Source organism: Segetibacter sp. 3557_3 (genome assembly GCF_004354985.1).
GTDB lineage: Bacteria > Bacteroidota > Bacteroidia > Chitinophagales > Chitinophagaceae > Segetibacter.
On sequence record NZ_SMSK01000022.1, the window covers coordinates 57,478 to 80,218 of the forward strand.

20 protein-coding genes and 1 tRNA gene are annotated in these 22,741 nt (G+C 44.6%); 12 read left to right on the plus strand and 9 right to left on the minus strand.

The window, feature by feature from the left end; translation table 11 throughout:
• The first annotated feature begins 83 nt into the window (after window positions 1-83).
• Entirely contained in the window at window positions 84-311 is a 228-nt protein-coding gene (locus tag EXU57_RS22445) for a hypothetical protein (RefSeq protein WP_133270509.1), read from the plus strand.
• A gap of 173 nt (window positions 312-484) precedes the next feature.
• On the opposite strand, the gene EXU57_RS22450 is transcribed toward EXU57_RS22445, so the two are convergent.
• Window positions 485-2,728 carry a RelA/SpoT family protein gene (locus EXU57_RS22450; RefSeq protein ID WP_133270510.1) on the minus strand — a complete coding sequence of 748 codons (2,244 nt, stop codon included), beginning with the start codon at window positions 2,726-2,728 and terminating at the stop codon, window positions 485-487.
• A gap of 358 nt (window positions 2,729-3,086) precedes the next feature.
• Between EXU57_RS22450 and EXU57_RS22455 the strand changes: the two genes are divergently transcribed.
• The 6 genes from EXU57_RS22455 (at window position 3,087) to EXU57_RS25235 (ending at window position 7,945) form a co-directional block, all read left to right on the plus strand.
• A tRNA-Leu gene (locus tag EXU57_RS22455) sits at window positions 3,087-3,168 on the plus strand.
• Window positions 3,169-3,276: 108 nt separating this feature from the next.
• Window positions 3,277-4,638, plus strand: a complete 1,362-nt coding sequence (tig, locus tag EXU57_RS22460; protein ID WP_133270511.1) for a trigger factor — start codon at window positions 3,277-3,279, stop codon at window positions 4,636-4,638.
• 194 nt (window positions 4,639-4,832) lie between these two features.
• A complete protein-coding gene (locus tag EXU57_RS22465) occupies window positions 4,833-5,525 on the plus strand; it encodes a ClpP family protease (protein WP_133270512.1) in 693 nt (230 codons plus the stop codon).
• A 52-nt stretch (window positions 5,526-5,577) separates the two neighbouring features.
• Window positions 5,578-6,219 (plus strand): ClpP family protease, encoded by a 642-nt coding sequence (locus EXU57_RS22470; RefSeq protein ID WP_207955579.1) that lies wholly within the window; start codon window positions 5,578-5,580, stop codon window positions 6,217-6,219.
• Window positions 6,220-6,388: 169 nt separating this feature from the next.
• Window positions 6,389-7,624 (plus strand): ATP-dependent Clp protease ATP-binding subunit ClpX, encoded by a 1,236-nt coding sequence (gene clpX / locus EXU57_RS22475; protein ID WP_133270513.1) that lies wholly within the window; start codon window positions 6,389-6,391, stop codon window positions 7,622-7,624.
• A 165-nt stretch (window positions 7,625-7,789) separates the two neighbouring features.
• Complete coding sequence (locus EXU57_RS25235; RefSeq protein WP_165958246.1) at window positions 7,790-7,945, plus strand: hypothetical protein; 156 nt, start codon at window positions 7,790-7,792, stop codon at window positions 7,943-7,945.
• On the opposite strand, the gene EXU57_RS22480 is transcribed toward EXU57_RS25235, so the two are convergent.
• From EXU57_RS22480 to EXU57_RS22505, 6 genes are all read right to left on the minus strand, one after another.
• Window positions 7,942-9,870 (minus strand): tetratricopeptide repeat-containing sensor histidine kinase, encoded by a 1,929-nt coding sequence (locus EXU57_RS22480; RefSeq protein ID WP_133270514.1) that lies wholly within the window; start codon window positions 9,868-9,870, stop codon window positions 7,942-7,944. The two genes, EXU57_RS25235 and EXU57_RS22480, sit on opposite strands and share 4 nt — an antisense overlap.
• Before the next feature lie 100 nt (window positions 9,871-9,970).
• Window positions 9,971-11,116: an acyl-CoA dehydrogenase family protein gene (locus tag EXU57_RS22485; protein WP_133270515.1), complete on the minus strand. Its 1,146-nt coding sequence runs from the start codon at window positions 11,114-11,116 to the stop codon at window positions 9,971-9,973.
• 85 nt (window positions 11,117-11,201) lie between these two features.
• Complete coding sequence (locus tag EXU57_RS22490) at window positions 11,202-12,173, minus strand: ComEA family DNA-binding protein (RefSeq protein ID WP_133270516.1); 972 nt, start codon at window positions 12,171-12,173, stop codon at window positions 11,202-11,204.
• 48 nt (window positions 12,174-12,221) lie between these two features.
• Window positions 12,222-12,998: an MBL fold metallo-hydrolase gene (locus EXU57_RS22495; RefSeq protein WP_133270517.1), complete on the minus strand. Its 777-nt coding sequence runs from the start codon at window positions 12,996-12,998 to the stop codon at window positions 12,222-12,224.
• Window positions 12,999-13,012: 14 nt separating this feature from the next.
• Window positions 13,013-13,288, minus strand: coding sequence for a hypothetical protein (locus EXU57_RS22500; RefSeq protein ID WP_133270518.1), 276 nt, complete (start codon window positions 13,286-13,288; stop codon window positions 13,013-13,015).
• 304 nt (window positions 13,289-13,592) lie between these two features.
• Window positions 13,593-15,152: a response regulator gene (locus tag EXU57_RS22505; protein WP_133270519.1), complete on the minus strand. Its 1,560-nt coding sequence runs from the start codon at window positions 15,150-15,152 to the stop codon at window positions 13,593-13,595.
• A 92-nt stretch (window positions 15,153-15,244) separates the two neighbouring features.
• Here EXU57_RS22505 and EXU57_RS22510 point away from each other — a divergent pair, with 92 nt between their 5' ends.
• The 5 genes from EXU57_RS22510 (at window position 15,245) to EXU57_RS22530 (ending at window position 20,713) form a co-directional block, all read left to right on the plus strand.
• Window positions 15,245-16,456, plus strand: coding sequence for an HD domain-containing protein (locus EXU57_RS22510; RefSeq protein ID WP_133270520.1), 1,212 nt, complete (start codon window positions 15,245-15,247; stop codon window positions 16,454-16,456).
• 71 nt (window positions 16,457-16,527) lie between these two features.
• A complete protein-coding gene (gene lpxD / locus EXU57_RS22515; RefSeq protein WP_133270521.1) occupies window positions 16,528-17,598 on the plus strand; it encodes a UDP-3-O-(3-hydroxymyristoyl)glucosamine N-acyltransferase in 1,071 nt (356 codons plus the stop codon).
• Window positions 17,599-17,864: 266 nt separating this feature from the next.
• The gene (locus tag EXU57_RS22520) at window positions 17,865-19,283 is read left to right on the plus strand and encodes a bifunctional UDP-3-O-[3-hydroxymyristoyl] N-acetylglucosamine deacetylase/3-hydroxyacyl-ACP dehydratase (protein ID WP_133270522.1); all 1,419 of its coding nucleotides are present in this window, start codon (window positions 17,865-17,867) and stop codon (window positions 19,281-19,283) included.
• Window positions 19,284-19,287: 4 nt separating this feature from the next.
• The gene (lpxA, locus tag EXU57_RS22525; protein WP_133270523.1) at window positions 19,288-20,094 is read left to right on the plus strand and encodes an acyl-ACP--UDP-N-acetylglucosamine O-acyltransferase; all 807 of its coding nucleotides are present in this window, start codon (window positions 19,288-19,290) and stop codon (window positions 20,092-20,094) included.
• Window positions 20,072-20,713: an ATP-binding cassette domain-containing protein gene (locus EXU57_RS22530; RefSeq protein WP_243745692.1), complete on the plus strand. Its 642-nt coding sequence runs from the start codon at window positions 20,072-20,074 to the stop codon at window positions 20,711-20,713. The genes lpxA and EXU57_RS22530 overlap by 23 nt, the downstream gene beginning before the upstream one ends.
• A 9-nt stretch (window positions 20,714-20,722) precedes the next feature.
• Here EXU57_RS22530 and EXU57_RS22535 read toward each other — a convergent pair whose 3' ends face one another.
• A complete protein-coding gene (locus EXU57_RS22535; protein ID WP_133270524.1) occupies window positions 20,723-21,943 on the minus strand; it encodes an alanine dehydrogenase in 1,221 nt (406 codons plus the stop codon).
• 100 nt (window positions 21,944-22,043) lie between these two features.
• Entirely contained in the window at window positions 22,044-22,463 is a 420-nt protein-coding gene (tsaE, locus tag EXU57_RS22540; RefSeq protein WP_133270525.1) for a tRNA (adenosine(37)-N6)-threonylcarbamoyltransferase complex ATPase subunit type 1 TsaE, read from the minus strand.
• Window positions 22,464-22,741: the final 278 nt, after the last annotated feature.

Below are 22,741 nucleotides of genomic sequence, written 5' to 3' on the forward strand. Positions count from 1 at the left end.
GAAAGATTTGTACAAAAGCAATCATGGCATAGTCATTTCAACAAGACAAATGAATGAAGATTAACTCACTTAAAGCATGAAAAATGAAGGCGATAATCGTACTTGTTATAATTCTCAGTGCGTGTAACAGACCGATGCAAGTGACCACAAGAGTGGATCCGCATACGAGTACCGGTGGGACCCTGGGTTCGGCCCAGTTTAATAATAAGCTACCCGCATTAGATACGACGCAAAAACCCGCCAGGGACACGATGGTTCCAGGTAGAGATACCACCATAAAGAAACGGGATATCAGCCCCGGGCAGGAGTAGTTGGGTATGAAACCAGGAAGTTGGTCAAAGTTAGATTGCCGAGGGCAGGCGGATAGAAGTGGATACCCCGCTGAAGGCTTTGTGCGCAGGCCTGTAGCGGAGTAGCAACGGATAGCCGCGACCATCGCCCAGTAAGGCGGTGTTGTTGACTGCCCAAATAATCGTCGAAATTACTATTCTGCGTCGAAGCGGTCAACCGAATGAATACCCTTTAACTGTTTTAAACGATCGACGAGCTCTTCCAACTCCTCCTTGTCGTGCACAAACACCTTAATAGCACCTTCGAACAAGCCATCGCGCGACTCGAGGGTAAGGGCTGAAATGTTGATGCGGAGTTCGCCGGATATAATCGTGGTGATTTTGTTTACAACTCCAACGTCGTCCATGCCAATAATCTTTAACCCGGTAAGGAAACTAATTTCCTTGTTTTTTGCCCACTTGGTTTTAACGACACGGTGGCCGTAATTGGCCATAAGCCGGGCGGCGTTCGGACAGTTGGTTCGGTGAATAATCAGGCCCTTACCAGTACTCACAAAGCCGAAAACGTCGTCGCCAGGAATGGGATTACAACACTTCGCAAGCGTGTACTGAATTTTGTCGCTGCTTTCACCAAAGATGATGAGCTCTGAATCTTTTTTAGGATACGTTGGCGGCGCCTCATGTACGACCTCCTGGATTACCTTTTGGGGTTTAGGTGGCTCCAGCTTGTCGCCAAGCACATTGAAGTCCTTCAGCTCTTTAAGATCGATACCTTTAATAGCAACCTGGTAGTAAAGATCAAGTTGAGAGTTTAACTTATAGAAAGCGACCAGTATATCGATGTTGTGCTGTTGAAAAGCAGCACCAATTCCCTCAAGTTTGCGCTGGACGGTATACTTCCCTTCCTCTGCTATGGTCCGGCGTACCTCCTTAAGCGCGTCTTTAATTTTGTTTTTTGCCTTGGCGGTAACCACCATGTTCAGCCAGTCCTCAGTAGGTTTCTGCTTGTTGCTGGTGATGATCTCCACCTGGTCGCCACTGCGCAGCTTGTGCGCGATTGGTACCAGCTTGTGGTTGATTTTTGCCCCGATGCACTTGGTACCAATTGCGCTGTGGATACTAAAAGCAAAATCGAGGGCGGTACTGCCGATGGGGAGCATTTTAACATCACCCTTGGGCGTATATACATAAATTTCTTCAGCAAGAAAGCTGATCTTAAAATCCTGGAGAAAATCAACACCGTCGGTTTCCTGGTTGCTTAGTACTTCGCGTATCTGTCCAAACCATTTGTCAAAACGGTCCTCATCGTTGCTCCCTTCTTTATACTTGTAATGTGCGGCCAATCCCTTCTCAGCAATTTCGTTCATCCTGCGTGTGCGGATCTGCACTTCCACCCATTTTCCCTGCGGGCCCATAACCGTGGTATGTAAGGCCTCGTATCCATTGCTTTTGGGATTGCTGAGCCAATCGCGCAGTCGTTCCGGTGATGGTATGTATTCGTCGGTAATAATCGAATATACTTTCCAGCAGTCCTCCTTTTCTCTCTCGGGGGGTGAATTTAAGATGATGCGGATGGCAAATAGATCATAGACCTCATCGAAACTCACTCCCTTTTTCTTCATTTTGTTCCAGATGGAGTGGATACTCTTTGGCCGGCCATATATTTCGAAGTTAAAATGGCCGCGGTCGAGCTTTTCCTTGATGGGGCGTATAAACTCGTTGATATACCGGCTTCGCTCCCGCTTTGTTTCAGCAAGTTTTTGGGCGATGTCTTTATAGGTATCAGGCTCCATGTACTTCATGGAGAGATCTTCCAGTTCTGTTTTAATGCTATAGAGGCCCATGCGGTGCGCAAGCGGAGCATATACCCAAACGGTTTCGCTGGAGATTTTCAGTTGTTTTTCGCGCTTCATGCTGTCCATTGTGCGCATGTTGTGCAGCCGGTCAGCAAGTTTAATCAGGATTACACGTGGATCATCGGTAAGCGTAAGCAGAATTTTCTTGAAATTTTCCGCTTGTTGACTGGTATTGGTATCAATAACGTTTGAAATCTTTGTAAGTCCGTCAACGATCCGGGCGATTTCGCTGCCGAAATCCCGCTCCACATCTTCAAGGGTGATATCAGTATCTTCAACAGTATCGTGAAGCAGTGCACAAATTGTGCTTCTAACACCGAGACCGATTTCTTCTACGCAGATCATGGCCACCGCGATGGGGTGAATAATGTAGGGCTCGCCACTTTTGCGGCGCATGGTTTTGTGGGCATCTGCGGCTGTTTCAAAGGCATGCCTTACTAATTCCTTATCTCCTTTTTTAAGTTTCGGACGCAATGCCCTTAGCAACGCCCGGTAGTGACGAAGTATTTCCTTCTTCTCCTGTTCCTCGGTAAGATTGTATTTAACTACCTCCGGCTGGAGTACTATTCCTTGCTCTTCCATACGATACGAATTTACGGAAAGCGCTTTTAACGACGAAAAATACGGCCGGTAGTGGTGATATAAACAACTGCTAAAACCATAAGGCTTACGGCGATAATGAATGCCATAACTGTAGTATATACAATGTGAAAGCCTCGCGACGAAAAGAAGACCGTTGGAAGCTAAAACAAACCCTGGGCTCAATGTTTGTCACTCTTTAGATAAGGGCGTACTTAGAAACCGGTTTCGGTAACCACTCATCTAAAAACGAATTTGAAAATTAGCACCTGATTTTTTTTAAGTTTTAGCAAATACCCCTACTTTTGCAACCCCTTTGGGAAATTACAAGGGACCATCAACGGTACCTATTGTGATCTTTGCGGATGTGGCGAAATTGGCAGACGCACCAGACTTAGGATCTGGCGCCGCGAGGCGTGTGGGTTCGACCCCCTCCATCCGCACTATTTGAGTTGATTGGTTACTGGTTGATAAGTTGATTTGGCTTTTATGTAACCCGCCTGATTTTCTCTAGCCTTAACCAATCAACTTATCAACTTTAACTTAGACTTATGGCTACCGTATCGCGGGAGAATATTGGCTTGCTCAACGACAAAATTACCGTAACACTTACCAGAGACGATTACTTTCCTGCTTTTGAAAAGCAGTTGAAAGATTATGCGAAAAAGGCAAACATTCCAGGTTTTCGTAAAGGAATGGTTCCAACCGGAATGATCAAAAAGATGTATGGCTCAGGTGTTTTCACGGAAGAGGTTTTCAAGTCTGTTGAGAAGGAGTTAAATGAATACATGGGCAAAGAACAACTCGAAATCTTTGCACAGCCGCTGCCATTGGATAGTGATGCAAGGCAGTTGGATATGAATAACCCCGCTGACTACACCTTCGCTTTTGAAATAGGTCTTAAACCCCAGATCGACCTGAACCCCGCAAATATTCACGTTACAAGGCATAAAGTTGCGATCACGGATGAGATGATTAATGCGGAGATCACCCAACTTGAAACTCGCCATGGTAAGATGACCGAACCCGAAACGGTGGAAAGCGAGGAGAACGTTTTGAACCTTGACTTTTCAGAAGTTGATGCTGAAGGCAACATTATAGAAGAAGGCATCAAAAAAGGTAGTCCGCTCCAGGTAAAGTATTTCGCAGAAGCATTCAGGCCTAATCTAATGGGCAAAAAGGTTGGAGATAGTGTAACCCTTAAGTTAAGTGAAGCGTTTGAAGAAAAGGAAAGGGAATGGCTGACCGGCGACCTTGGAATAGATGCATCCAGCCCTGAGTCAGCTGACAAAACGTTCAAGGTGACCATCGCCAAAATCGGAAACGTAGAGAAACCTGAGCGTAATGAGGATTTTTACGAGGCCGTTTTTCCGGGTAGAGGGGTTAAAACCGAAGAGGAGTTTACTGATGCAGTAAGGCAGGAAATTGCATTTCGTTACGACATGCAGAGCCGTAACCAGTTGCACGACCAAATCTACCATCAACTTATCGACAATACCCCGATTGAATTACCGGAGTCTTTCCTGAAGCGCTGGATCCAAAACGGTGGAGAAAAGCCAAAAACCGCGGAAGAGGCAGAAAGCGAATACCCCGCCTTTACCAATTCGCTGAAATGGACGCTCATTAGTAATCAACTGATGAACCAGCACGAACTAAAGGTTGAACCGGATGAAATAAAGGACTTTGCCAAACAACAACTGATCGGCTATCTTGGACCGCAAGCCGCTCAGGATGCGCCATGGTTGGATAGTTATGCAGAAAGCATGTTAAAGGATAAGAAATTTATTGAAAACACCTACTACCAACTTCAAACAACCAAGTTGTTCGAAGTACTGGAAGGGCAGGTATCAATAGACGAAAAAGAAGTAAGTGCAGCAGAACTGGAGGCGATGCAACATCATCACGAACACTAAGGTTACTTACCCAGCTTATAAAAGCCAGACCACGGTCTGGCTTTATTTTTTTATACAAGCGAGTGATCCCGAGGACATCAGTGTTGCCGGCTGCAATATGCTATTTTGTCGCATTGGAAACTTTGCATAGTATTTGGACTAGCCCACAACCTGTACCCACAACCCCTTATCTTCACTTATATAAAACATATAGAATGAATTTTGGAAAAGAATTCGAACAATATGCCATAAAAGACAGAGGCATAAGCAGTGCAACCTTGCACAGCTTCAAAGAACACCAGGTTACTAATTTAACTCCTTATATCATTGAAGAACGCCCGTTAAACGTTGCAAGTATGGACGTTTTCAGCCGTTTAATGATGGACCGGATCATCTTTATGGGCGAGCCCGTAAATGATTACGTAGCAAACATCGTAACAGCTCAGCTGCTCTTCCTGGAAAGTACTGATCGTACACGGGATATTCAAATGTATATCAACAGTCCCGGAGGTAGCGTTTATGCCGGCCTGGGCATTTACGATACGATGCAGTTTATCGGACCAGATATTTCAACGATTTGTACAGGAATGGCTGCAAGTATGGGAGCGGTGCTGATGTGTGCCGGTGTAAAAGGAAAGAGAACTGCATTGAAGCATAGTCGCATTATGATGCACCAACCAAGTGGTGGCATTGGCGGACAAGCGAGTGATATTGCGATCACTGTGAATGAGATTCGCAAAATCAAAAAGGAGCTCTATGAAATTATCGCTTTTCATACCGGCAAAGATGCCGAGCAGGTGGCAAAGGATAGTGACCGCGATTTTTGGATGAGCGCCGAAGAAGCAAAAGAATACGGGCTGGTTGACGAGGTGTTGTTAATTAACCCACGCAAACAAAAGAAAGACTAGTCTCAGAACACATTGTGCAAACTGATTTTCAGAAAATTAATGACCAAATAAAATGGAATACATAAAAAACCTGATTGCGCCTTTCAGAATGGAGGACGAAGAAGAAGAAGAAAAGCCAAAAGAAGAAAAGCCTGCAGAAGGTGGATTGCTGGCTAAAAAGATGGAAAAACAGTTCTTCGAAAGAAGAGCAGTTTACCTTTGGGGAGTAGTAGATGATAAAAGTGCAAGGGACGTTGTAAATAAATTACTCCTGCTGGAAGCGGACAAACCTGGCGAGGAAATTAAGTTTTACATCAATAGCCCTGGTGGTGTTGTTACAAGCGGAATGGTAATATACGATACGATCAAAATGATCAGTTCGCCTGTTTCTACCATCTGTATGGGCCTGGCTGCCAGCATGGGATCTATCCTGTTAAGCGTGGGAGAAAAAGGCAAACGGTTCATCTACCCACATGGAGAGGTGATGATCCACCAGCCCAGCCTTGGTGGATATTTTCAGGGTACCAGTGCAGATCTTGAGATACAGGCGGTTCAGACTGAAAAAACCAAGCTCATGGGTGCGAAGATTTTAGCAGATAATTGCGGCAAAACGGTTGACCAAATCATGAGAGATTTCGACAGAGACTACTGGATGAATGCTGAAGAGGCAATTGCCTATGGTATCGTTGACGAGGTTCTGGAAAAACTGGCTTAATTGTTAAATTCAACCGTTCCGGAAGGGCTGCTTAAATTATTAAGGGCTTTACGGAACGGTTTTTTTATTTTTGTGTTATATATTTTATTGAAGCAGGTATATTCTCCTTCATATTTCAAACCAGATGATCTTTCTTCTCAGGACGAAAGATTAGCAAACAAGGTTTATTATGCCTAAACAAAGTCATTTACATTGCTCCTTTTGCGGCCGCAGCCGCGACGAGGTTAAAATCCTCATCGCCGGTCAGGATGGTCATATTTGCGAGAATTGTGTGGAACATGCACAGGAGATCATTGCCCAGGAGTTACAACTTAAACCTGAGTCAATCCCGGCTTCACTTAAGTTGAACGTTCGCAAACCGACCGAAATAAAGAAGTTCCTGGATGAATACATTATTGGACAGGATGATGGAAAGAAAGTATTGGCTGTTGCGGTATACAATCACTATAAACGATTACAACATAAGCAAACAGACGGCGAAGTTGAGATAGAAAAAAGCAATATCATCATGGTTGGCGAAACCGGTACGGGAAAAACCCTGCTGGCTAAAACCATTGCGCGCTTGTTGAATGTTCCTTTTGCTATTGTAGACGCAACGGTTTTTACTGAGGCGGGATATGTGGGTGAGGATGTGGAAAGTATGCTGACGAGGTTATTGCAATCTTGTAATTACGACGTAAATGCTGCCGAGAAAGGGATTGTTTACATTGATGAGATTGATAAGATCGCAAGAAAGGGTGACAATCCTTCAATTACCCGTGATGTGAGTGGCGAGGGGGTTCAACAAGGTCTTTTAAAAATGCTGGAAGGAACAGAGGTGTTGGTTCCGCCACAGGGTGGTCGCAAACACCCTGAACAGAAGATGATCAAGGTAAATACGCAAAACATCCTCTTTATTTGTGGCGGGGCATTCGATGGTATCGATAAAGTAATTGCCCGCCGGGTGAATACCCATGCAATTGGCTTTAACGTAGACAAAAACATGCAGGAATACCAAAAGAAAAACCTTCTCCAGTTTATCAATGCGCAGGATCTTAAAAGTTTTGGGCTTATTCCTGAACTGCTGGGCAGGCTGCCGATTGTGACTTATTTAAATCCGCTGGATGCCGAAACGCTCAGGGCAATATTAACTGAACCGAAAAACAGTCTAATCAAACAATACAATAGATTATTTGAACTCGAAGGAATAAAACTTACGATCGACGACGAGGTGTACAACTTCATGGTCACCAAGGCAATGGAGTACAAACTCGGGGCACGTGGATTGCGGAGTATTTGTGAAAGCATTTTAACTGACGCAATGTACGAACTGCCGACTTCAGGGCAGAAAGAACTTCACGTTACGATGGAGTATGCAGAGCGACAATTTGGAAGCAGTAAAATGAATATGCTTAAGGTCGCATAGTCTATCAAACAACTATTTGTAAAGCGCTGGAATTAACATTCAGCGCTTTTTTTTGCGCTCTGGTTTCGATAATGATGTTGAGGTTGAGGTTATCCTGGGGCCAGACACTTTTCGGCAGAATGGCCGATATTCAACCGGTTCACCTTATCTTTCAAATAAAATAGTATGAACGATTTAATCGACCGATTGGTATCCGAAGCGAATCTTACCGAGGAGCAAGCAAAGAAAGCAGTTGAAACGATTGCCAACTACGTTAAGGAACAATTTCCTATGATTGGTGGAGCTGTCGACCAGATTTTTCCATCCGGTGGTCAATCCTAAGCAGCTTTGTTACTTTCGGGTGAACCGGGAGGTAGTTGTACGCTGAAAGTGGACCCTCTTCCCGGTTCACTTTTGATGGTAAGCGTACCCTGGTGCTTTTCGATCAGGTCTCTACAGAGCATTAGCCCAAACCCACTGCCAGCCTCATTGCCCGTTCCCCGGGTGGTAAAGTACTGCTTTGCTTTCACCTTTTGCAGTACCTCCTCGTTCATGCCAACCCCGCTATCTTTTATGTGGATTACCGGGCTACCATCATTTGAGGAATAAATCCGGATATCACCTTCCTGGGGGGTAAACTTTATTGCATTTGACAGCAGGTTTCTGAAGATGATTTTAAGCATTTCCTTATCACCATACACGGAAAGGTCAGGCTGGACTTCGTTGATGGTTTGGATCCGTTTGTTTTGCAGCGGAATGCGGTGGTCTTCGATTAAGTCCTCCATAAGTTGGCGAAGGTTTATTCTTACTTTATCGATTTCCTCGCCCTTCATTTGACCCCTGATCCAGAATAGCAGGTTATCCAGCAAAGTCAGGCTTCTTACATATTGGCTCTCGAGCTGCCCCAATAATTGTTTGGTTTCTTCGGGGTTAACCAGGTTCAGGTTTACGAGTTCAAGTATTCCCTTTGTATTTACCAGCGGATGTCTCAGGTCGTGCGATATAATGGAAAGCAGTTTATCTTTCATCATATTACTTTCTTCAAGCCGTTGATTTTGCTTGGAGATGGCCTTGTTCAGCAAGTCGAGTGACAATGAACTTTTTTCAATCTGGAGGTTTTTGTCAGCAAGTTCAAGGCTGTAGGACTCTGCCCGTTTATAATTTTTAAACCACAGATACGCCAGCAGGGAAAGGATCATCATTGCAACAACAACGGTTGCCAGGAAGTTCTTTTGCCATTTTGATTGCTCATAGGCTTTCTCAATCCTAAGCTGAGTTTCCTGTTGTGCGGTAAGCTTTTCTATGAAGTTTAAGGCATAACTTTTTTCCTGTTCGGCAACTTTCCTTTGGATCTCGATTAATTCGGACTGCCATTTTAAGATATCCGCAGTTTGGTTCTTTTCCTTAAAGGCTTCAAGGAGTTTTGAAATTGCCTCCTCCTGCAACTTGGTTGCGCTAATGAGTCCTGCGTGCTCGTAGGCCAATCCTCCGTACCTAATTGCATCGTCGTATCGCTTCTGTTCCAAAGCGATGGAACTTAATTTTATGTTTCCGAGCGCGAGCCCATATTGATCAGGTATCTCCTGGTCTAACACCAAACTAGAATCGATGTATTTTATGGCCATTACATTATCCCCGGTTTGGGAGCTTAGCAGACCGAGGTTATACAATGACTTCTTGATCCCATAAGGGTAATCTGCTCTTCTACTATCCTGCAAAGCCTGGGTAAAGAATATGCGGGCGGTATCATAGTGTTTTTGAGCCAGCTTGATACCGCCAAGGCTATTCTTGGTATTTACAACTTCCTCGGTTTTACCATACTTTAGGTAATCAGCCATCGCTTGTTTAAACACCAGTTCAGCTTCCGTTACTTTACCTGCACCAAGTAGGGCATTTGCAATCTGGTGATTAGCCCTGGCCATATTGAAAGTGTCGCCAATAGCCTGGCTAATTTCGAGCGATTTGTAATAATCGTTTAAGGCTTTTTTGTCGAAGCCGTTTTGCTGGTATATGCCTGCACGGTAAAGGAAATGAATGGCAAGTCCTTTCTGATAATTGTGACTCGTGGCAAGATTATATGACTTACTTAATATCGCAAATGAACTATCGAGGTTGAACCGCTTCGTTGTAAATGCTACTTCGTTCAAGGAATCGACCAGCCGAATTACACTCTTGTCTTTATCAGAACCGCCGTTTGTAGCATTATCACAGCTCCAGGAGAGCATCACCGTCAAACAACACCATATCGTTGTAACCAGGTTTTTCATTCATTAGAATATATAGATAGATGTGATTGTTTAGACAACACTGAAATCGATTGGACTGGTGCAACATCGCCCATGTTTGATAGCGTTCCCTGAACCAAGCCTACTGCCCCTGAAGCACCTCCCGTGCAATCACAATCTTTTGAATTTCGCTGGTTCCTTCCCCGATCGTGCAGAGTTTTGCATCTCTGTAAAACTTTTCCACCGGAAAATCCTTCGTGTAACCATAGCCGCCGAATATCTGAACGGCGTCGTTACTCACTTTAACGGCTACTTCGCTTGCATAATATTTCGCCATTGCTGCTTGTTTGGTCATCTTTTCGCCCCTGATCTTGAGATCGCAAGCCTGGCTTGTGAGCAGTTCGGCCGCCATTATCTCTGTAGCCATGTCGGCAAGTTTAAAACTTACCCCCTGGAAATTTGAAATTGGCTGATCAAATTGGTGCCTTTCCTTAGAATATTGCAGCGAAGCCTGGTATGCTCCTTTGGCGATCCCAATGCTTAATGCAGCTATTGATATTCTTCCTCCATCCAATACCTTCATTGCCTGTTTGAAACCTTCCCCAACCTCACCCATACGCTGGGCATCACTGATCCGGCAGTTGTCGAAAATCATTTCAGAAGTTTCACTTGCCCGCATGCCCAACTTATTTTCCTTTTTACCTGCAGAAAAACCCGGTGTACCGCGTTCAATAATAAAAGCAGTACTGTTATTGCTGGTTCTGGGCTCACCGGTTCGGGCCAGAACTACAGCCACGTTTCCACTGTTTCCATGCGTTATCCACGACTTTGTGCCGTTTAAAACCCAGCCGTCTCCGTCACGCACGGCAGTTGTGCGCATGTTGCCGGCATCGCTACCTGTATTTGGTTCAGTTAGCCCCCATGCGCCCAGCCATTCGCCGGAAGCAAGCTTTGGCAGGTATTGATGTTTTTGTGCCTCTGATCCAAAGAGTAAAATATGCCCGGTGCAGAGCGAATTATGTGCTGCAACACTCAAGCCTATCGAGCCGCAAACAATCGAAATTTGCTGAATGATGGCGTTGTATTCGTGGTAGGTCAAACCAGCCCCACCATACTCTTCAGGTACCAGCACACCCATCAAGCCAAGTTTACCCATTTCTTTGAAAACAGCTACCGGAAACTCTTGCTTTTCGTCCCACTCCATCACGTGTGGTTTGATATATTGAAGCGCAAAGTCACGGGCCATGTCTGCCACCTGGGAGGTAATTTCCGAATGCTCAAAATTCATATGGTTGTCATTAGTAGCCGGCAAAAATACGTCAAACAAAGTCGCGACATGGGTTTAACATGAACAATCCTTTTTAATTGCAATACTATGCGAGACTAAGGTAGCGGACTATTTTCTGAAAGAGTTGTTCATCTATTAAAACGATTTTTTTCAGATCATCCAACGATCGATAATTGCCATGTTGTTGCCGGTAGTTGACAATGGCATTAGCGATATTCCACTTAATGTAAGGATGGTTTCTGAGGGTTGTTACATCAGCTTCATTGATGTTGATGGTATGTACTACGGGTTGTTCACACGATAACCGGGGTAGTATCTTTTGAAAAGTACTATCCGGTATTCCATAGGTTTCGCCAACCTGTTGAACCGAAACAAACCCGCCGAGTTTCTCCCTAAAATTAATGATGCGGGAGGCAAGCCTGCTTCCGATACCAGGCAGGGCAATCAACGCATTGCTGTCTGCCTTATTGATATCAATGACAGCAGGCATAACAGGCCTGGTAATCTTTACCGGGGCAGTATACGCGGTGGAGGTTGAAGGTTCAAATGTACCCTGGTCTTTTTTGCCGGACGGATTCGCACTAATTCTCACATAAGGTATGAGCCGTTCAGCTTCATCCGCCTTTAAACCGTAGATCCGCCTGATGTCCTTCGGACTCTTAAATACATAACCCTTACCCAGAAAGTTCGAAATTGTTTTAATTGTTTGTGTCTTCACACCAAGCCGCTTCCAGCCCGTTTCACTCAGGGTGTTTGGATCGAAGAAAAACAATTCACCAGTGTACCGTTCGGACCGTTCAAAATGCTTTCTGCTATAAGGAGGGATATTAAGATCATGTGGGTAGTACCGGCCAGTTGTTGAGGTATCAACAGTAATCTTCAGGCTTGCAAGCTCTTTTTTAAATGCCTCATCGGGAATATCCGGAACTCTTGTGGGAACAAAGGTGGGGTACAGGTAGAACAAGGTGGCCAGGATGATGAAAACAAACAGACCAACCCGATCTTTTTTGGTATAGGTTAGGTAGTCCTTTACAAAACTGACCCAGCGCTGTTTCATTCCGGGATTTTGCTATCAAACTACAAAACACGGCGAGTAAAACAAAGATCAAACTGAAATTTTTAATCTGTCGTAGGCGAGACCGATACCATCCGGCAAATTGTCCATTACATTGCTATGGCGGCCAAGCTGGTGACTAATATGGGTGAAATAGGCTCTTTTCACACCAAGTTCATGTACCATTTCGACTGCTTCGTTCAATGTAAAATGGGAGATGTGGGATTCATTGCGCAATGCATTTAGCACCACAACTTCGCTTCCGCGAATTTTATCCTTTTCGGCTTCGTCTATCTTGTTGGCATCAGTTATATAAGTAAACTTACCAAAGCGAAAGCCGTAAACCGGCATTTTGTGGTGCCATACTAAAATCGGGACGATATATAAGTCACCTATGTAAAAAGGGGTAAGTGTAATTTCGTGCAGGGTAATTGCTGGCACGCCGGGATACCTGATTGCTTCGAAGGCATAAGGTATTTCGTTTTTTATGCCGGTAATGGAAAGCTTGTTCCCGTACACCTGGGTTGGTAAGCGTTGAAAAAACTGGAATGGCCGGGTGTCGTCAATTCCTGCAATATGATCCTTGTGCGGGTGGGTGATCAGTACTGCGTCAATGCTTTTTATCCGTTCGCGGAGCATCTGATAACGGAAATCGGGGGTTGCGTCAACAACAATAGTTGTTGTAGCAGAGCTAACCAGGATGCTGCTTCTTAGTCTTGTGTCTTTTGAGTCGGTCGAGGTGCAAACTTCGCAATCACAGCCCACCATAGGAACGCCACTGCTTGTACCGGTACCTAAAAAAGTAATGTTTATCGGAGGATAACTCACGGGCAAATCTACAACTATGGGGCTTGTGTTTCGGATTTCCTGATGAGTTCTTCGTATATCTTTTGCGACTCGCGTGTAAGCTGGTCGAAATTGATCCTGAGCTGTGGAATAAGGTCAATCAGCGTATTTATCTTGCCCTCGACCCCTAAAAATTTATTTAGGACGACTACTTTACGCTCTTCCAGGATACAATAACCACTTTGAAATGTTCCCCTTTCGTAGCGGATCACGTATTCAGACTCGGCGAGCATTTTTTCCAACCTGCTCAGCGATGAAGGATTGTATTTCATGAAAGCAAAACTACAGTGTTTATCGCTGACGATTGAAACACCTCAACTGATGTTTTCCCCCGCCTGTTGATAAATCGTCGCGGCGAATATCCAGACCAGTATCGAAATGATTTTTATGAGCCGGGCGGCGGTTTTAGATGGCAACATCGTTGCGTCGCACACTTGAACTTTCATACTCTATTGGGCCTCCAAAATCATCGCCCCGAGAATGTGTAACCGAAAAGCAATTACCGGGGGACCCCGTCACTCCCAAATATAACCTACACTTCGAACGTTACCCCAAAGGCGGGGGCGGTGAGTAAGGTTAGGAAACCTTACTCACCATCTTTATAACCGGAACAATCATCTCTTCCATACTTACTCCACCATGTTGAAACGTATTGCGGTAGTAGTTTACAAAATGGTTGTAGTTATTAGGGTAACATAAAAAGCCGTCTTCTTTAGCAAATATGTAAGAAGAGTTTACATTGGGAACGGGTAAACCAGCTACACGCGGATCTTTGAAAGCCAGAACATCCTTAGGATCGAAGTTCAGGTTACGACCATGTTTATAACGGAGGTTGGTTGTGGTTTGCTTATCGCCAACCACTTTGTAAGGTGTTTTAACCTTAACGGTACCGTGGTCGGTTGCGAGAATAAGGTTGACTTTTTTGTCTGCGATCTTTTTAAGGGCCGCAAAAAGCGGGGAATGTTCAAACCAGCTACGTGTGATACTTCTATAGCTTGTTTCATCGCCGGCCAATTCCTTAAGCACTTCCATCTCGGTGCGTGCATGGCTCAGCATATCCACGAAATTGTAGATGATAATATTAAGGTCATTGCCAAGAAGGTTATGGATATTATTTACCAGCTGCTGACCATCATGATTATTGACCACCTTGGTGTAACTGTGTTTGATCGTATCCTTTCGGAGCCTTTTTAATAACTTTTTAAAAAACTCCTCTTCAAAAAGGTTTTTGCCACCTTGCTCATCATCATTTTTCCATTCTTCAGGATGGTGCTTTTCTATATCGACCGGCATTAGCCCACTGAATATCGAATTACGTGCATACTGTGTTGCTGTTGGCAGTATACTATAGAATGTTTCTTCCTCGAGAACCCTGAAGTGTTCCGCAAATATGGGCTGGATTGCCTTCCACTGATCAAAACGAAGGTTATCAATTAAGAGGAAGAAGGTTGGGGTTCCCGGCTCCACATGCGGCAGCACCTTGTATTGCATAAGGTTGTTGCTCATAATAGGCGCTTCGTTTTTCGGGTTCACCCACGACAGGTAGTTACGGCTGATGAACTTGAAAAATTCGGTGTTGGCTTCCTGCTTTTGGCTTTGTAATATTTCAACCATCTCAGGACTATCGCTTTTCTCCATCTCCAGCTCCCAATAAACCAGTTTTTTGTAAATGTCCATCCAGTCATTATAATTGGGATTATCGTTCAACGCCATGAATAAGTGTCGGAATTGCTGCTGGTAGGCTGTTGTTGTTTTTTCTGCAACAAGCCTCCGGTTGTCGATAATTTTCTTAAGACTTAACCAAACCTGGTTGGGATTAACCGGCTTTATCAGGTAGTCGCTTATTTCGCTACCGATGGCTTCATCCATCAGGTTCTCAGTTTCATTTTTAGTGATCAGTACAATAGGGATCTGGCTGTTAATTTCTTTTATCCTGGCAAGGGTTTCAAGGCCCGTTAAGCCTGGCATCGACTCATCAAGCAATACAACGTCGACCAGGTTGTCTTTCACATAATCTATTGCATCTTCCCCATTTGTAAACGTCTCTATTTCGTATCCTTTATTCTCTAAAAACATTTTCTGACTCTGAAGGCTCTCAATCTCATCATCCACCCATAATATTTTCGCTGCAGTCATAATCAGTAGATTTTGTGGTGAAAATACCTTTTTAGTTTTCCCAACTGTACATTTGCTGCTTGTACATTTAAATTTAACAAGACATTTTTGTCATGCCTGATGCACTCCGAAAAATTATCAACGATCCGGTTTATGGCTTTATAACCATTCAGGATCCGTTGATTTTTAGCATCATGAATCATCCTTATTATCAACGCTTAAGGAGAATTCATCAAATGGCGATGGCCCACCTCGTATATCCTGGTGCAGTGCACACCAGGCTGCACCATTCGCTCGGCGCTTACCATCTTGCAGGCTGCGCGATAACGGAACTTCGAAATAAAGGTGTAGAAATTACAAGTGAAGAAGCGGTTGCCACTGAAGCAGCCATCCTTTTACACGATATCGGGCATGGCCCCTTTAGCCATGCGCTTGAGAGCGTATTATTACCGGGCACGCACCACGAACAGGTCGGACTGCAAATCATACAGCGAATGAATGCGGAGATGAATGGCAGGCTCGACATGGCAATTGCCATTTTTACCAATAAGTACCATAAACATTTTCTTCACCAATTGGTAAGCGGCCAGCTTGATGTTGACCGGATGGACTATCTAACCCGTGACAGCTTTTTTACCGGTGTAAGCGAAGGAGTAATCGGGTACGACAGGATATTAAAAATGTTGACCGTTTATGAAGGCGAATTGCTTGTAGAGGAGAAAGGCATATATAGCATTGAAAAGTTCCTGATTGCACGCAGGTTGATGTACTGGCAGGTATACCTGCATAAAACGGTACTGGTGTCAGAAAAAATGCTGGTAAATATTGTACGCCGTGTACGTCAAATAAATCATAAAAGTGATTCGCGGCTTGTTACCAACACACCGATGGACTACTTTCTACGTGATTTCGAAACCATGAATGATGAAGCGTTGACTGAATTTTGTACGTTGGACGACTACGATTTTATGCATGCGGTAAAAACCTGGAGTCGACACCCCGACCCGGTATTACACCTGTTGTGCACGAAAATTTTAAACAGGGATCTTCTAAAAATCAGGGTACAAGCCGAGCCTTTTGAGGAAAACGAAGTGCAACAAAAACTGGCCTATGCTTGTCATAATCTAAACGTTTCGGAGGACGATGGCAAATACTTTGTTTTTACGGGCATTGCTGCCAATACGATGTATAGCACGAAAGATGAGCGGATTAACATCTTGTTCAAAGACGGCACGATAAAAGATATATCGGAGATCGACAATGCGCTAATTCATAAAACGCTGGCAAGCCCCATTAAAAAATTTTACATTTGTTATCATCGATAGTTATAATATATAGTATCGCGTATTTACAATTTTATGACAGCTGCCGCTTAGCGAAGGCTAAAACAATATAAATGACGTTTACTGCTGCTCAAATAGCGCTTCTTTTGCAAGGGAAGGTTGAGGGAAATCCAGAAAATGCTGTGGCCGGTTTCGGCCGGATAGAAGAGGCTACCGACGGGCAGCTTGCGTTTTTAGCCAATCCGAAGTATGAAGAGTTCCTATATACCACCCAGGCATCTGTTGTGATTATTGGCGACAGCCTGGAGTTAAAACAACCGGTATCTGCATCCCTCATCAGGGTTCCTGATCCCTACTCTGCATTCGCCAGCTTATTACATCACTACCAGCAATTACAAACCCAGCAGCTCAATGGTGTGCAGGAACCGTCTTATATATCCACATCCGCAAAAAAGGGCGAAAACGTTTTTATCGGTGCGTTTGCATATGTAGGCGACAGAACCGAAATAGGCGATCACGTAAAAATATTTCCCGGCACTTTCGTGGGCAATAATGTGAAAATCGGCGACAATACCATTCTATATCCGGGGGTAAAAATCTACCATGACTGTGTTATTGGTAAAAACGTAACCATCCACGCAGGAACGGTAATCGGTGGCGATGGGTTTGGATTTGCGCCGCAGGCTGATGGAACCTTTAAGAAAGTTCCGCAGATTGGCAATGTTTTAATAGAAGATAATGTTGAGATCGGTTCAAATGCAACCATCGACCGTGCCACGATCGGATCAACCATAATCAGAACGGGAGCAAAACTTGACAACCTCATACAAATTGCACACAACGTTGAAGTTGGTCAGCATACCGTTATTGCTGCGCAGGCCGGTGTAAGCGGAAGCACAAAAATCGGAAATAAGGTAATGATTGGCGGACAGGCAGGTGTTGTTGGCCATATTGCCATAGCCGACGGAACCAAAATCAACGCACAAAGCGGGGTAAGCAAAAGCATAAAACATCCGGGCTCAGCTGTAACGGGCTCCCCTGCCTTTGATTATACAAGCGCACTTCGCAGCCAGGCCGTTTCGCGAAATCTTCCTGAACTGGAAAAGAGAATTAGTGAACTCGAACAGATGGTGAAGATGCTCCTGAAAGAACGATCAAACATCTTAAATCCGGGTGTTGAGTGATTTGGGGCAAGATCTTTATTTGTATCTCTGCTTGCGCTAAGGTTATTACGGACCCGTTATGGCGCTAGTTTTTATTTCTGCCGAAGAAATCCGCCCGGATTTGATCTGCAGGCTGAAGAGTGCGACGCAACGATGTACCATAGCCGTTTGCCGCCGGGAACATAATCCTTACCTGCCTTTTTCCTTACGCAATATCTTGTTTAAAGCACTGGTTCAGGGGTTTAGCTTTTTGATATAAATCCGATAGTTTTCCTACTTTCGTGGCTATGGAGGTTACGAATACGAACGGATCATCTTTCCAACATACTATTAAACAAGAACTTGCGATTTCCGGCGCAGGAATTCACACCGGCCAGGCGGTAACAATGACGATTAAACCGGCTGAACCAAACAGCGGTATTACCTTCCAAAGAGTAGACCTTACCGGCAAACCAACCATAAAAGCAGATGTTGACAATGTAGTGGAAACCAACCGGAGTACCACACTGCAAAGCAATGGTGCCAGGGTGAGTACCATAGAACACCTGATGGCTGCACTCGTAGGAATGCAGATTGACAACGTACTGATTGAAATTGACGGCGAAGAGGTGCCCATACTGGATGGCAGCTCACAACCTTTTATAGAAGCACTCGAGCAAACCGGGGTTATTGAACAGAATGCCCCAAAGGTTTATTACACCATCGACCGCAACATCATTTTTGTAGATGAGCACAAGAAAGTGGAGATGGTTGCATTGCCTTATAATGGCTACCGGGTTAATACACTAATTGACTTTAATTCGCCTGTGCTGGGTACACAGCATGCCTCGCTAAAGAATATTGCTGATTTTAAAACTGAAATTGCGCCTTGCCGCACATTTTGTTTTTTCCACGAGCTGGAATTACTCCTTGATAATAACCTGATCAAAGGTGGTGACATTAACAATGCAATCGTGGTGGTTGATAAGCCTGTTACCGAAGAGCAGGTACAGCGGATCTCAAAAGTTTTCAATAAAGAAGATGTAAAGGTTAATTCAGAGGGAATTTTAAATAACCTGGAACTGCGTTTTCCGAATGAACCCGCCCGACATAAACTCCTTGATGTTATTGGCGATTTGGCGCTGGTCGGGTTTCCATTTAAGGCGCACATTATTGCAAGCCGCCCTGGCCATGCTTCAAACGTTCAGTTTGCAAAGAAGATTAAGGAGCACATCAAAAAATACAAAAACAAGGTAGACGTTCCGAAGTATGATCCCAACCAGCCGGCGCTGATCGATATTCACGAGATTGAAAAAACACTTCCTCACCGCTACCCTTTTTTACTTGTGGACAAGGTGATGGAACTGACCGAAAAGGTTTGTATAGCCGTAAAGAATGTTACCTATAATGAGCCTTTTTTCCAGGGTCACTTTCCCGGTAACTATGTTATGCCTGGTGTACTACAGGTAGAAGCGCTTGCACAAACCGGTGGTTTCCTCGCTATCCCACGCGATACTGAAGACCAATATGATACCTACTTCTTAAAAATAGAAAGCTGCAAATTTAAACAGAAGGTTGTTCCGGGCGATACCCTGATTTTGCGGATGGAACTGCTCCAGCCCATCAGGAGAGGAATATGTGAAATGAAAGGGACTATTTTTGTCGGTGATAAACTCATCACTGAAGCCGTACTGGTAGCCCAAATCGTAAAAAGACCAAAAGCCTAAATTAATGATCAGCCCGCTCGCCCATATACATCCTAACGCCAAAATCGGGAGCAATGTTAAGATTGATCCGTTTGCGGTAGTGCATGAAGATGTTGAAATTGGCGAGGGCACACATATCATGTCGCACGCGACAATAATGGATGGCTCCCGACTTGGAAAAAATTGCCGGATCTTTCCAAATGCTGTTATTAGTGGAATTCCGCAAGACCTGAAATTTGTTGGTGAACATACTACTGCTGAAATAGGGGATAATACAACCATCCGCGAAAGTGTGACGGTAAACCGGGGAACACGCGCAGCCGGAAAAACTGTAGTTGGAAGCAATTGCCTGTTGATGGCGTATAGCCATGTTGCCCATGATTGTATATTGGGTAACTCAGTGATACTGGCAAACTCGGTGCAACTTGCCGGGCATGTAGAGGTTGGAGACTTTGCAGTTCTTGGTGGACTTTCGGGTGCTCACCAATTTACCCGTATTGGCGCGCATACTTATATCGCCGGAAGTACCGTTATCCGCAAAGACATTCCGCCATATGTAAAGGCCGCAAGAGAGCCTATGAGTTATATGGGTGTTAACATTGTTGGCTTACAACGATGCGCATTCGATGACATGGTAATCAAACGAATTTCCGAGATATACCACATACTTTTTGTTGAAAAAAATACGACTACGCACGCGCTGGAAGTCATATCATCCACATTCGACACCAGCCCTGAACGGGATGCAATCCTGGACTTTATAAAGAGCTCAAAAACGGGCATCATCAGGAGACCGTCCAAAACCTCCAATGATGAGGATAACGTTTTCTGACGCCGGAAAGCGCTTCAACCGCGACTGGATCTTCAGGCATTTTACCTACACGTTTAATCTCGGCGAATCTTACGCGATTACCGGCCCGAATGGAAGCGGCAAGAGCACCCTGCTTCAATCGCTGAGCGGAAGCATGGAGATCAGCGAAGGATCTGCCGTGTGGAGCGCAAATACGCAAACAAGCAAAGCCGCGCCCTTAGAAATCGACAAAGAAAACATTCACCAGTATGTTGCCATTGCAGCGCCATACCTGGAGATGATAGAAGAGATGACTGCAACTGAATTTCTTCAATTTCATAGCCGGTTCAAAAAGCTGGCTGAGGGTATCACGATCCCCGAGATACTGGCTATTGTAGAACTTGAAAAAGCCGGGAATAAACAAATTCGTTATTACTCTTCAGGTATGAAGCAGCGGGTAAAACTTGCCCAGGCATTTTTTTCGGCTGTGCCGATTCTTTTGCTCGACGAACCGTGCACCAACCTTGATGAGAGTGGCTACCGGCTGTACAATAAGTTGATAGAGCAATACGGTGCAGGAAAAACGATTGTCGTTAGCAGTAACGATACCAACGAATATGCTTTTTGTACCCACCGCATAAAAGTGCAGGATTTTAAGTGAGCAAGGGGCTTAGCCGTGCCCCCTGCTCGCAATCAGTAAATTCAGGTCGGTGAACTTTAGATCAAACCTTTGACTCAGGTAGAAATTTGTAAGGTGTCCTTTATACAGGTATATGCCGTGCCTTAGGTTGAAGTTGTGCCAAACCATCTCATCAAACCCGCCTTCTTCACTCACGTTCAGCAGCAAAGGCATTAGTACGTTGCTGATTGCCTGGCTTGCGGTTCGGGCAAATCCACTTGGGATATTTGGAACACAGTAATGAATTACACCGTGCTTGATGCAGGTAGGGTGCTCATGGGTGGTAATCTCGCTGGTTTCAAAACAACCTCCGCGATCAATGCTTACGTCGATAATAACACTTCCCGGACGCATTGCCTGTACCATATCTTCGGTTACAATAAGTGGGGCGCGACCGTACGTATTGCTGATTGCACCTACCGCCACTTCGCAGGTTTTGAGTTGCTTGGCCAATATTTTAGGCTCAATTACGCTGGTCCACACCCGGATACCCAGGTTATTCTGCAATCGCTTCAGCCGGTACACATCATTGTCGAAAACCTTTACCGAAGCGCCTAATGCTAAAGCCGTTCGGGTAGCAAATTCCCCCACAACTCCCGCACCTATTATAATCACCTTTGTTGGCGGAATGCCACTTATACCGCCCAGCAATACGCCTTTACCACTGTTTGCACTGCCGAGATACTGTCCTGCGATAAGCATGACTGCGCCGCCGGCAATTTCACTCATACTTCTTACAATCGGGTAGGTTCCACTGTCGTCCTTCAGGTTTTCAAAACTTAACCCGGTTATGCGTTTCTCCATCATCTTCCTCAGCAGATCACTTTTCATTGCCGAAAGGTGAATGGGAGAAATGATGGTTTGGTTTAGTTGCAGGAGTGGAATATCTTCTTCGATAACAGGTGCACTCTTTACCAGGATTGGCGAACGAAAAACCTCTTCGCGGTCGTATGTGATTTTTGCACCTGCTTCGCTATAATCTTTGTCGGTGTATTTACTTCCGTCACCAGCGGTATGTTCCATAGTTACCTGGTGACCATTACTGACGAGTACATTAACACCTTCAGGAGTAAGTGCTATCCGGTTTTCCTGGAAAGCTGTTTCCTTTGGAATGCCAAGGTGTAATACAGCGCCCTGGGGTTTTACATCCAGTTTTTCCTCGAGGGTTTCGTAATTGAATGATGTACTTACAATAGGTTTAACACTTGACATGAGGCCTTTTAGACTGGTTTTTCGAAGTAAAAAAATTGATTATAACGGGTATTCGCCCGACTAAAGCTAAGACGTTTTTATGGAAATATGGTTCCTGTATTTAAGCTAATGCAGGTGCCGAAATCCGGCGGTAATCATCCTCCTGTATGCTTAAATAAAGGTGCAGCGTATGCTCAGGCAGGAGGTCAATTGCGCGATCCGGCCACTCTACCAGGCAAAGGTTGTTACTATAAAGTGGGTCTTCAACCCCGGCCTGTATGGCTTCCTCTTCATCCCTGAGCCTATACCAATCCATATGATATATGGTACCAATGCCGGGGCTGCTATATTCATTAATAATTGCATATGTGGGACTACCTACGGCAGATGTTACCCCAAGTACATCGCAGAGACTGTGAATGAAAGTTGTTTTACCTACGCCCATTGCGCCATGAAAAGCCCACACCGGGTAAGCTTTAGCCAAAGCATAAACCTGTTTTGCTACTTGTTCCAGGCTGGCTTTCGTGAAACTGATCTCCATGTTGCAAACCTACGCCACCAATTGCAGTTAAACCAATGATTATAAGAGAGAGGTGGGTAACGTTGAAGCAATTAGCAACTTCCTGTTTATTCCATTACAGCAATTGAAAACTTATCAAAAAGATAAAAAAGTTCATTTGCAACATGGTATATAAGATAACTGCCGTGTCAAACCTTTTCGCACAAATGGTAAAGTAATTTTGTAAAAAGGGCAGGATCACTGCCGTGCCTCCGGCAACATGCCGGAGGAGTATCAAAGAACTTAAGGTAATTCAGACG

Coding starts and splice junctions, on each gene's coding strand:
- EXU57_RS22530 (WP_243745692.1), top strand. CDS start 20,072: ATGATGAGGATAACGTTTTCTGACGCCGGAAAGCGCTTCAACCGCGAC.
- EXU57_RS22465 (WP_133270512.1), top strand. CDS start 4,833: ATGAATTTTGGAAAAGAATTCGAACAATATGCCATAAAAGACAGAGGC.
- EXU57_RS22470 (WP_207955579.1), top strand. CDS start 5,578: ATGGAATACATAAAAAACCTGATTGCGCCTTTCAGAATGGAGGACGAA.
- tsaE (WP_133270525.1), bottom strand. CDS start 22,463: ATGGAGATCAGTTTCACGAAAGCCAGCCTGGAACAAGTAGCAAAACAG.
- EXU57_RS22490 (WP_133270516.1), bottom strand. CDS start 12,173: ATGAAACAGCGCTGGGTCAGTTTTGTAAAGGACTACCTAACCTATACC.
- EXU57_RS22510 (WP_133270520.1), top strand. CDS start 15,245: ATGCCTGATGCACTCCGAAAAATTATCAACGATCCGGTTTATGGCTTT.
- EXU57_RS22485 (WP_133270515.1), bottom strand. CDS start 11,116: ATGAATTTTGAGCATTCGGAAATTACCTCCCAGGTGGCAGACATGGCC.
- EXU57_RS22450 (WP_133270510.1), bottom strand. CDS start 2,728: ATGGAAGAGCAAGGAATAGTACTCCAGCCGGAGGTAGTTAAATACAAT.
- tig (WP_133270511.1), top strand. CDS start 3,277: ATGGCTACCGTATCGCGGGAGAATATTGGCTTGCTCAACGACAAAATT.
- EXU57_RS25235 (WP_165958246.1), top strand. CDS start 7,790: ATGAACGATTTAATCGACCGATTGGTATCCGAAGCGAATCTTACCGAG.
- EXU57_RS22500 (WP_133270518.1), bottom strand. CDS start 13,288: ATGAAATACAATCCTTCATCGCTGAGCAGGTTGGAAAAAATGCTCGCC.
- EXU57_RS22505 (WP_133270519.1), bottom strand. CDS start 15,152: ATGACTGCAGCGAAAATATTATGGGTGGATGATGAGATTGAGAGCCTT.
- EXU57_RS22445 (WP_133270509.1), top strand. CDS start 84: ATGAAGGCGATAATCGTACTTGTTATAATTCTCAGTGCGTGTAACAGA.
- EXU57_RS22480 (WP_133270514.1), bottom strand. CDS start 9,870: ATGAAAAACCTGGTTACAACGATATGGTGTTGTTTGACGGTGATGCTC.
- lpxA (WP_133270523.1), top strand. CDS start 19,288: ATGATCAGCCCGCTCGCCCATATACATCCTAACGCCAAAATCGGGAGC.
- EXU57_RS22520 (WP_133270522.1), top strand. CDS start 17,865: ATGGAGGTTACGAATACGAACGGATCATCTTTCCAACATACTATTAAA.
- EXU57_RS22535 (WP_133270524.1), bottom strand. CDS start 21,943: ATGTCAAGTGTTAAACCTATTGTAAGTACATCATTCAATTACGAAACC.
- lpxD (WP_133270521.1), top strand. CDS start 16,528: ATGACGTTTACTGCTGCTCAAATAGCGCTTCTTTTGCAAGGGAAGGTT.
- clpX (WP_133270513.1), top strand. CDS start 6,389: ATGCCTAAACAAAGTCATTTACATTGCTCCTTTTGCGGCCGCAGCCGC.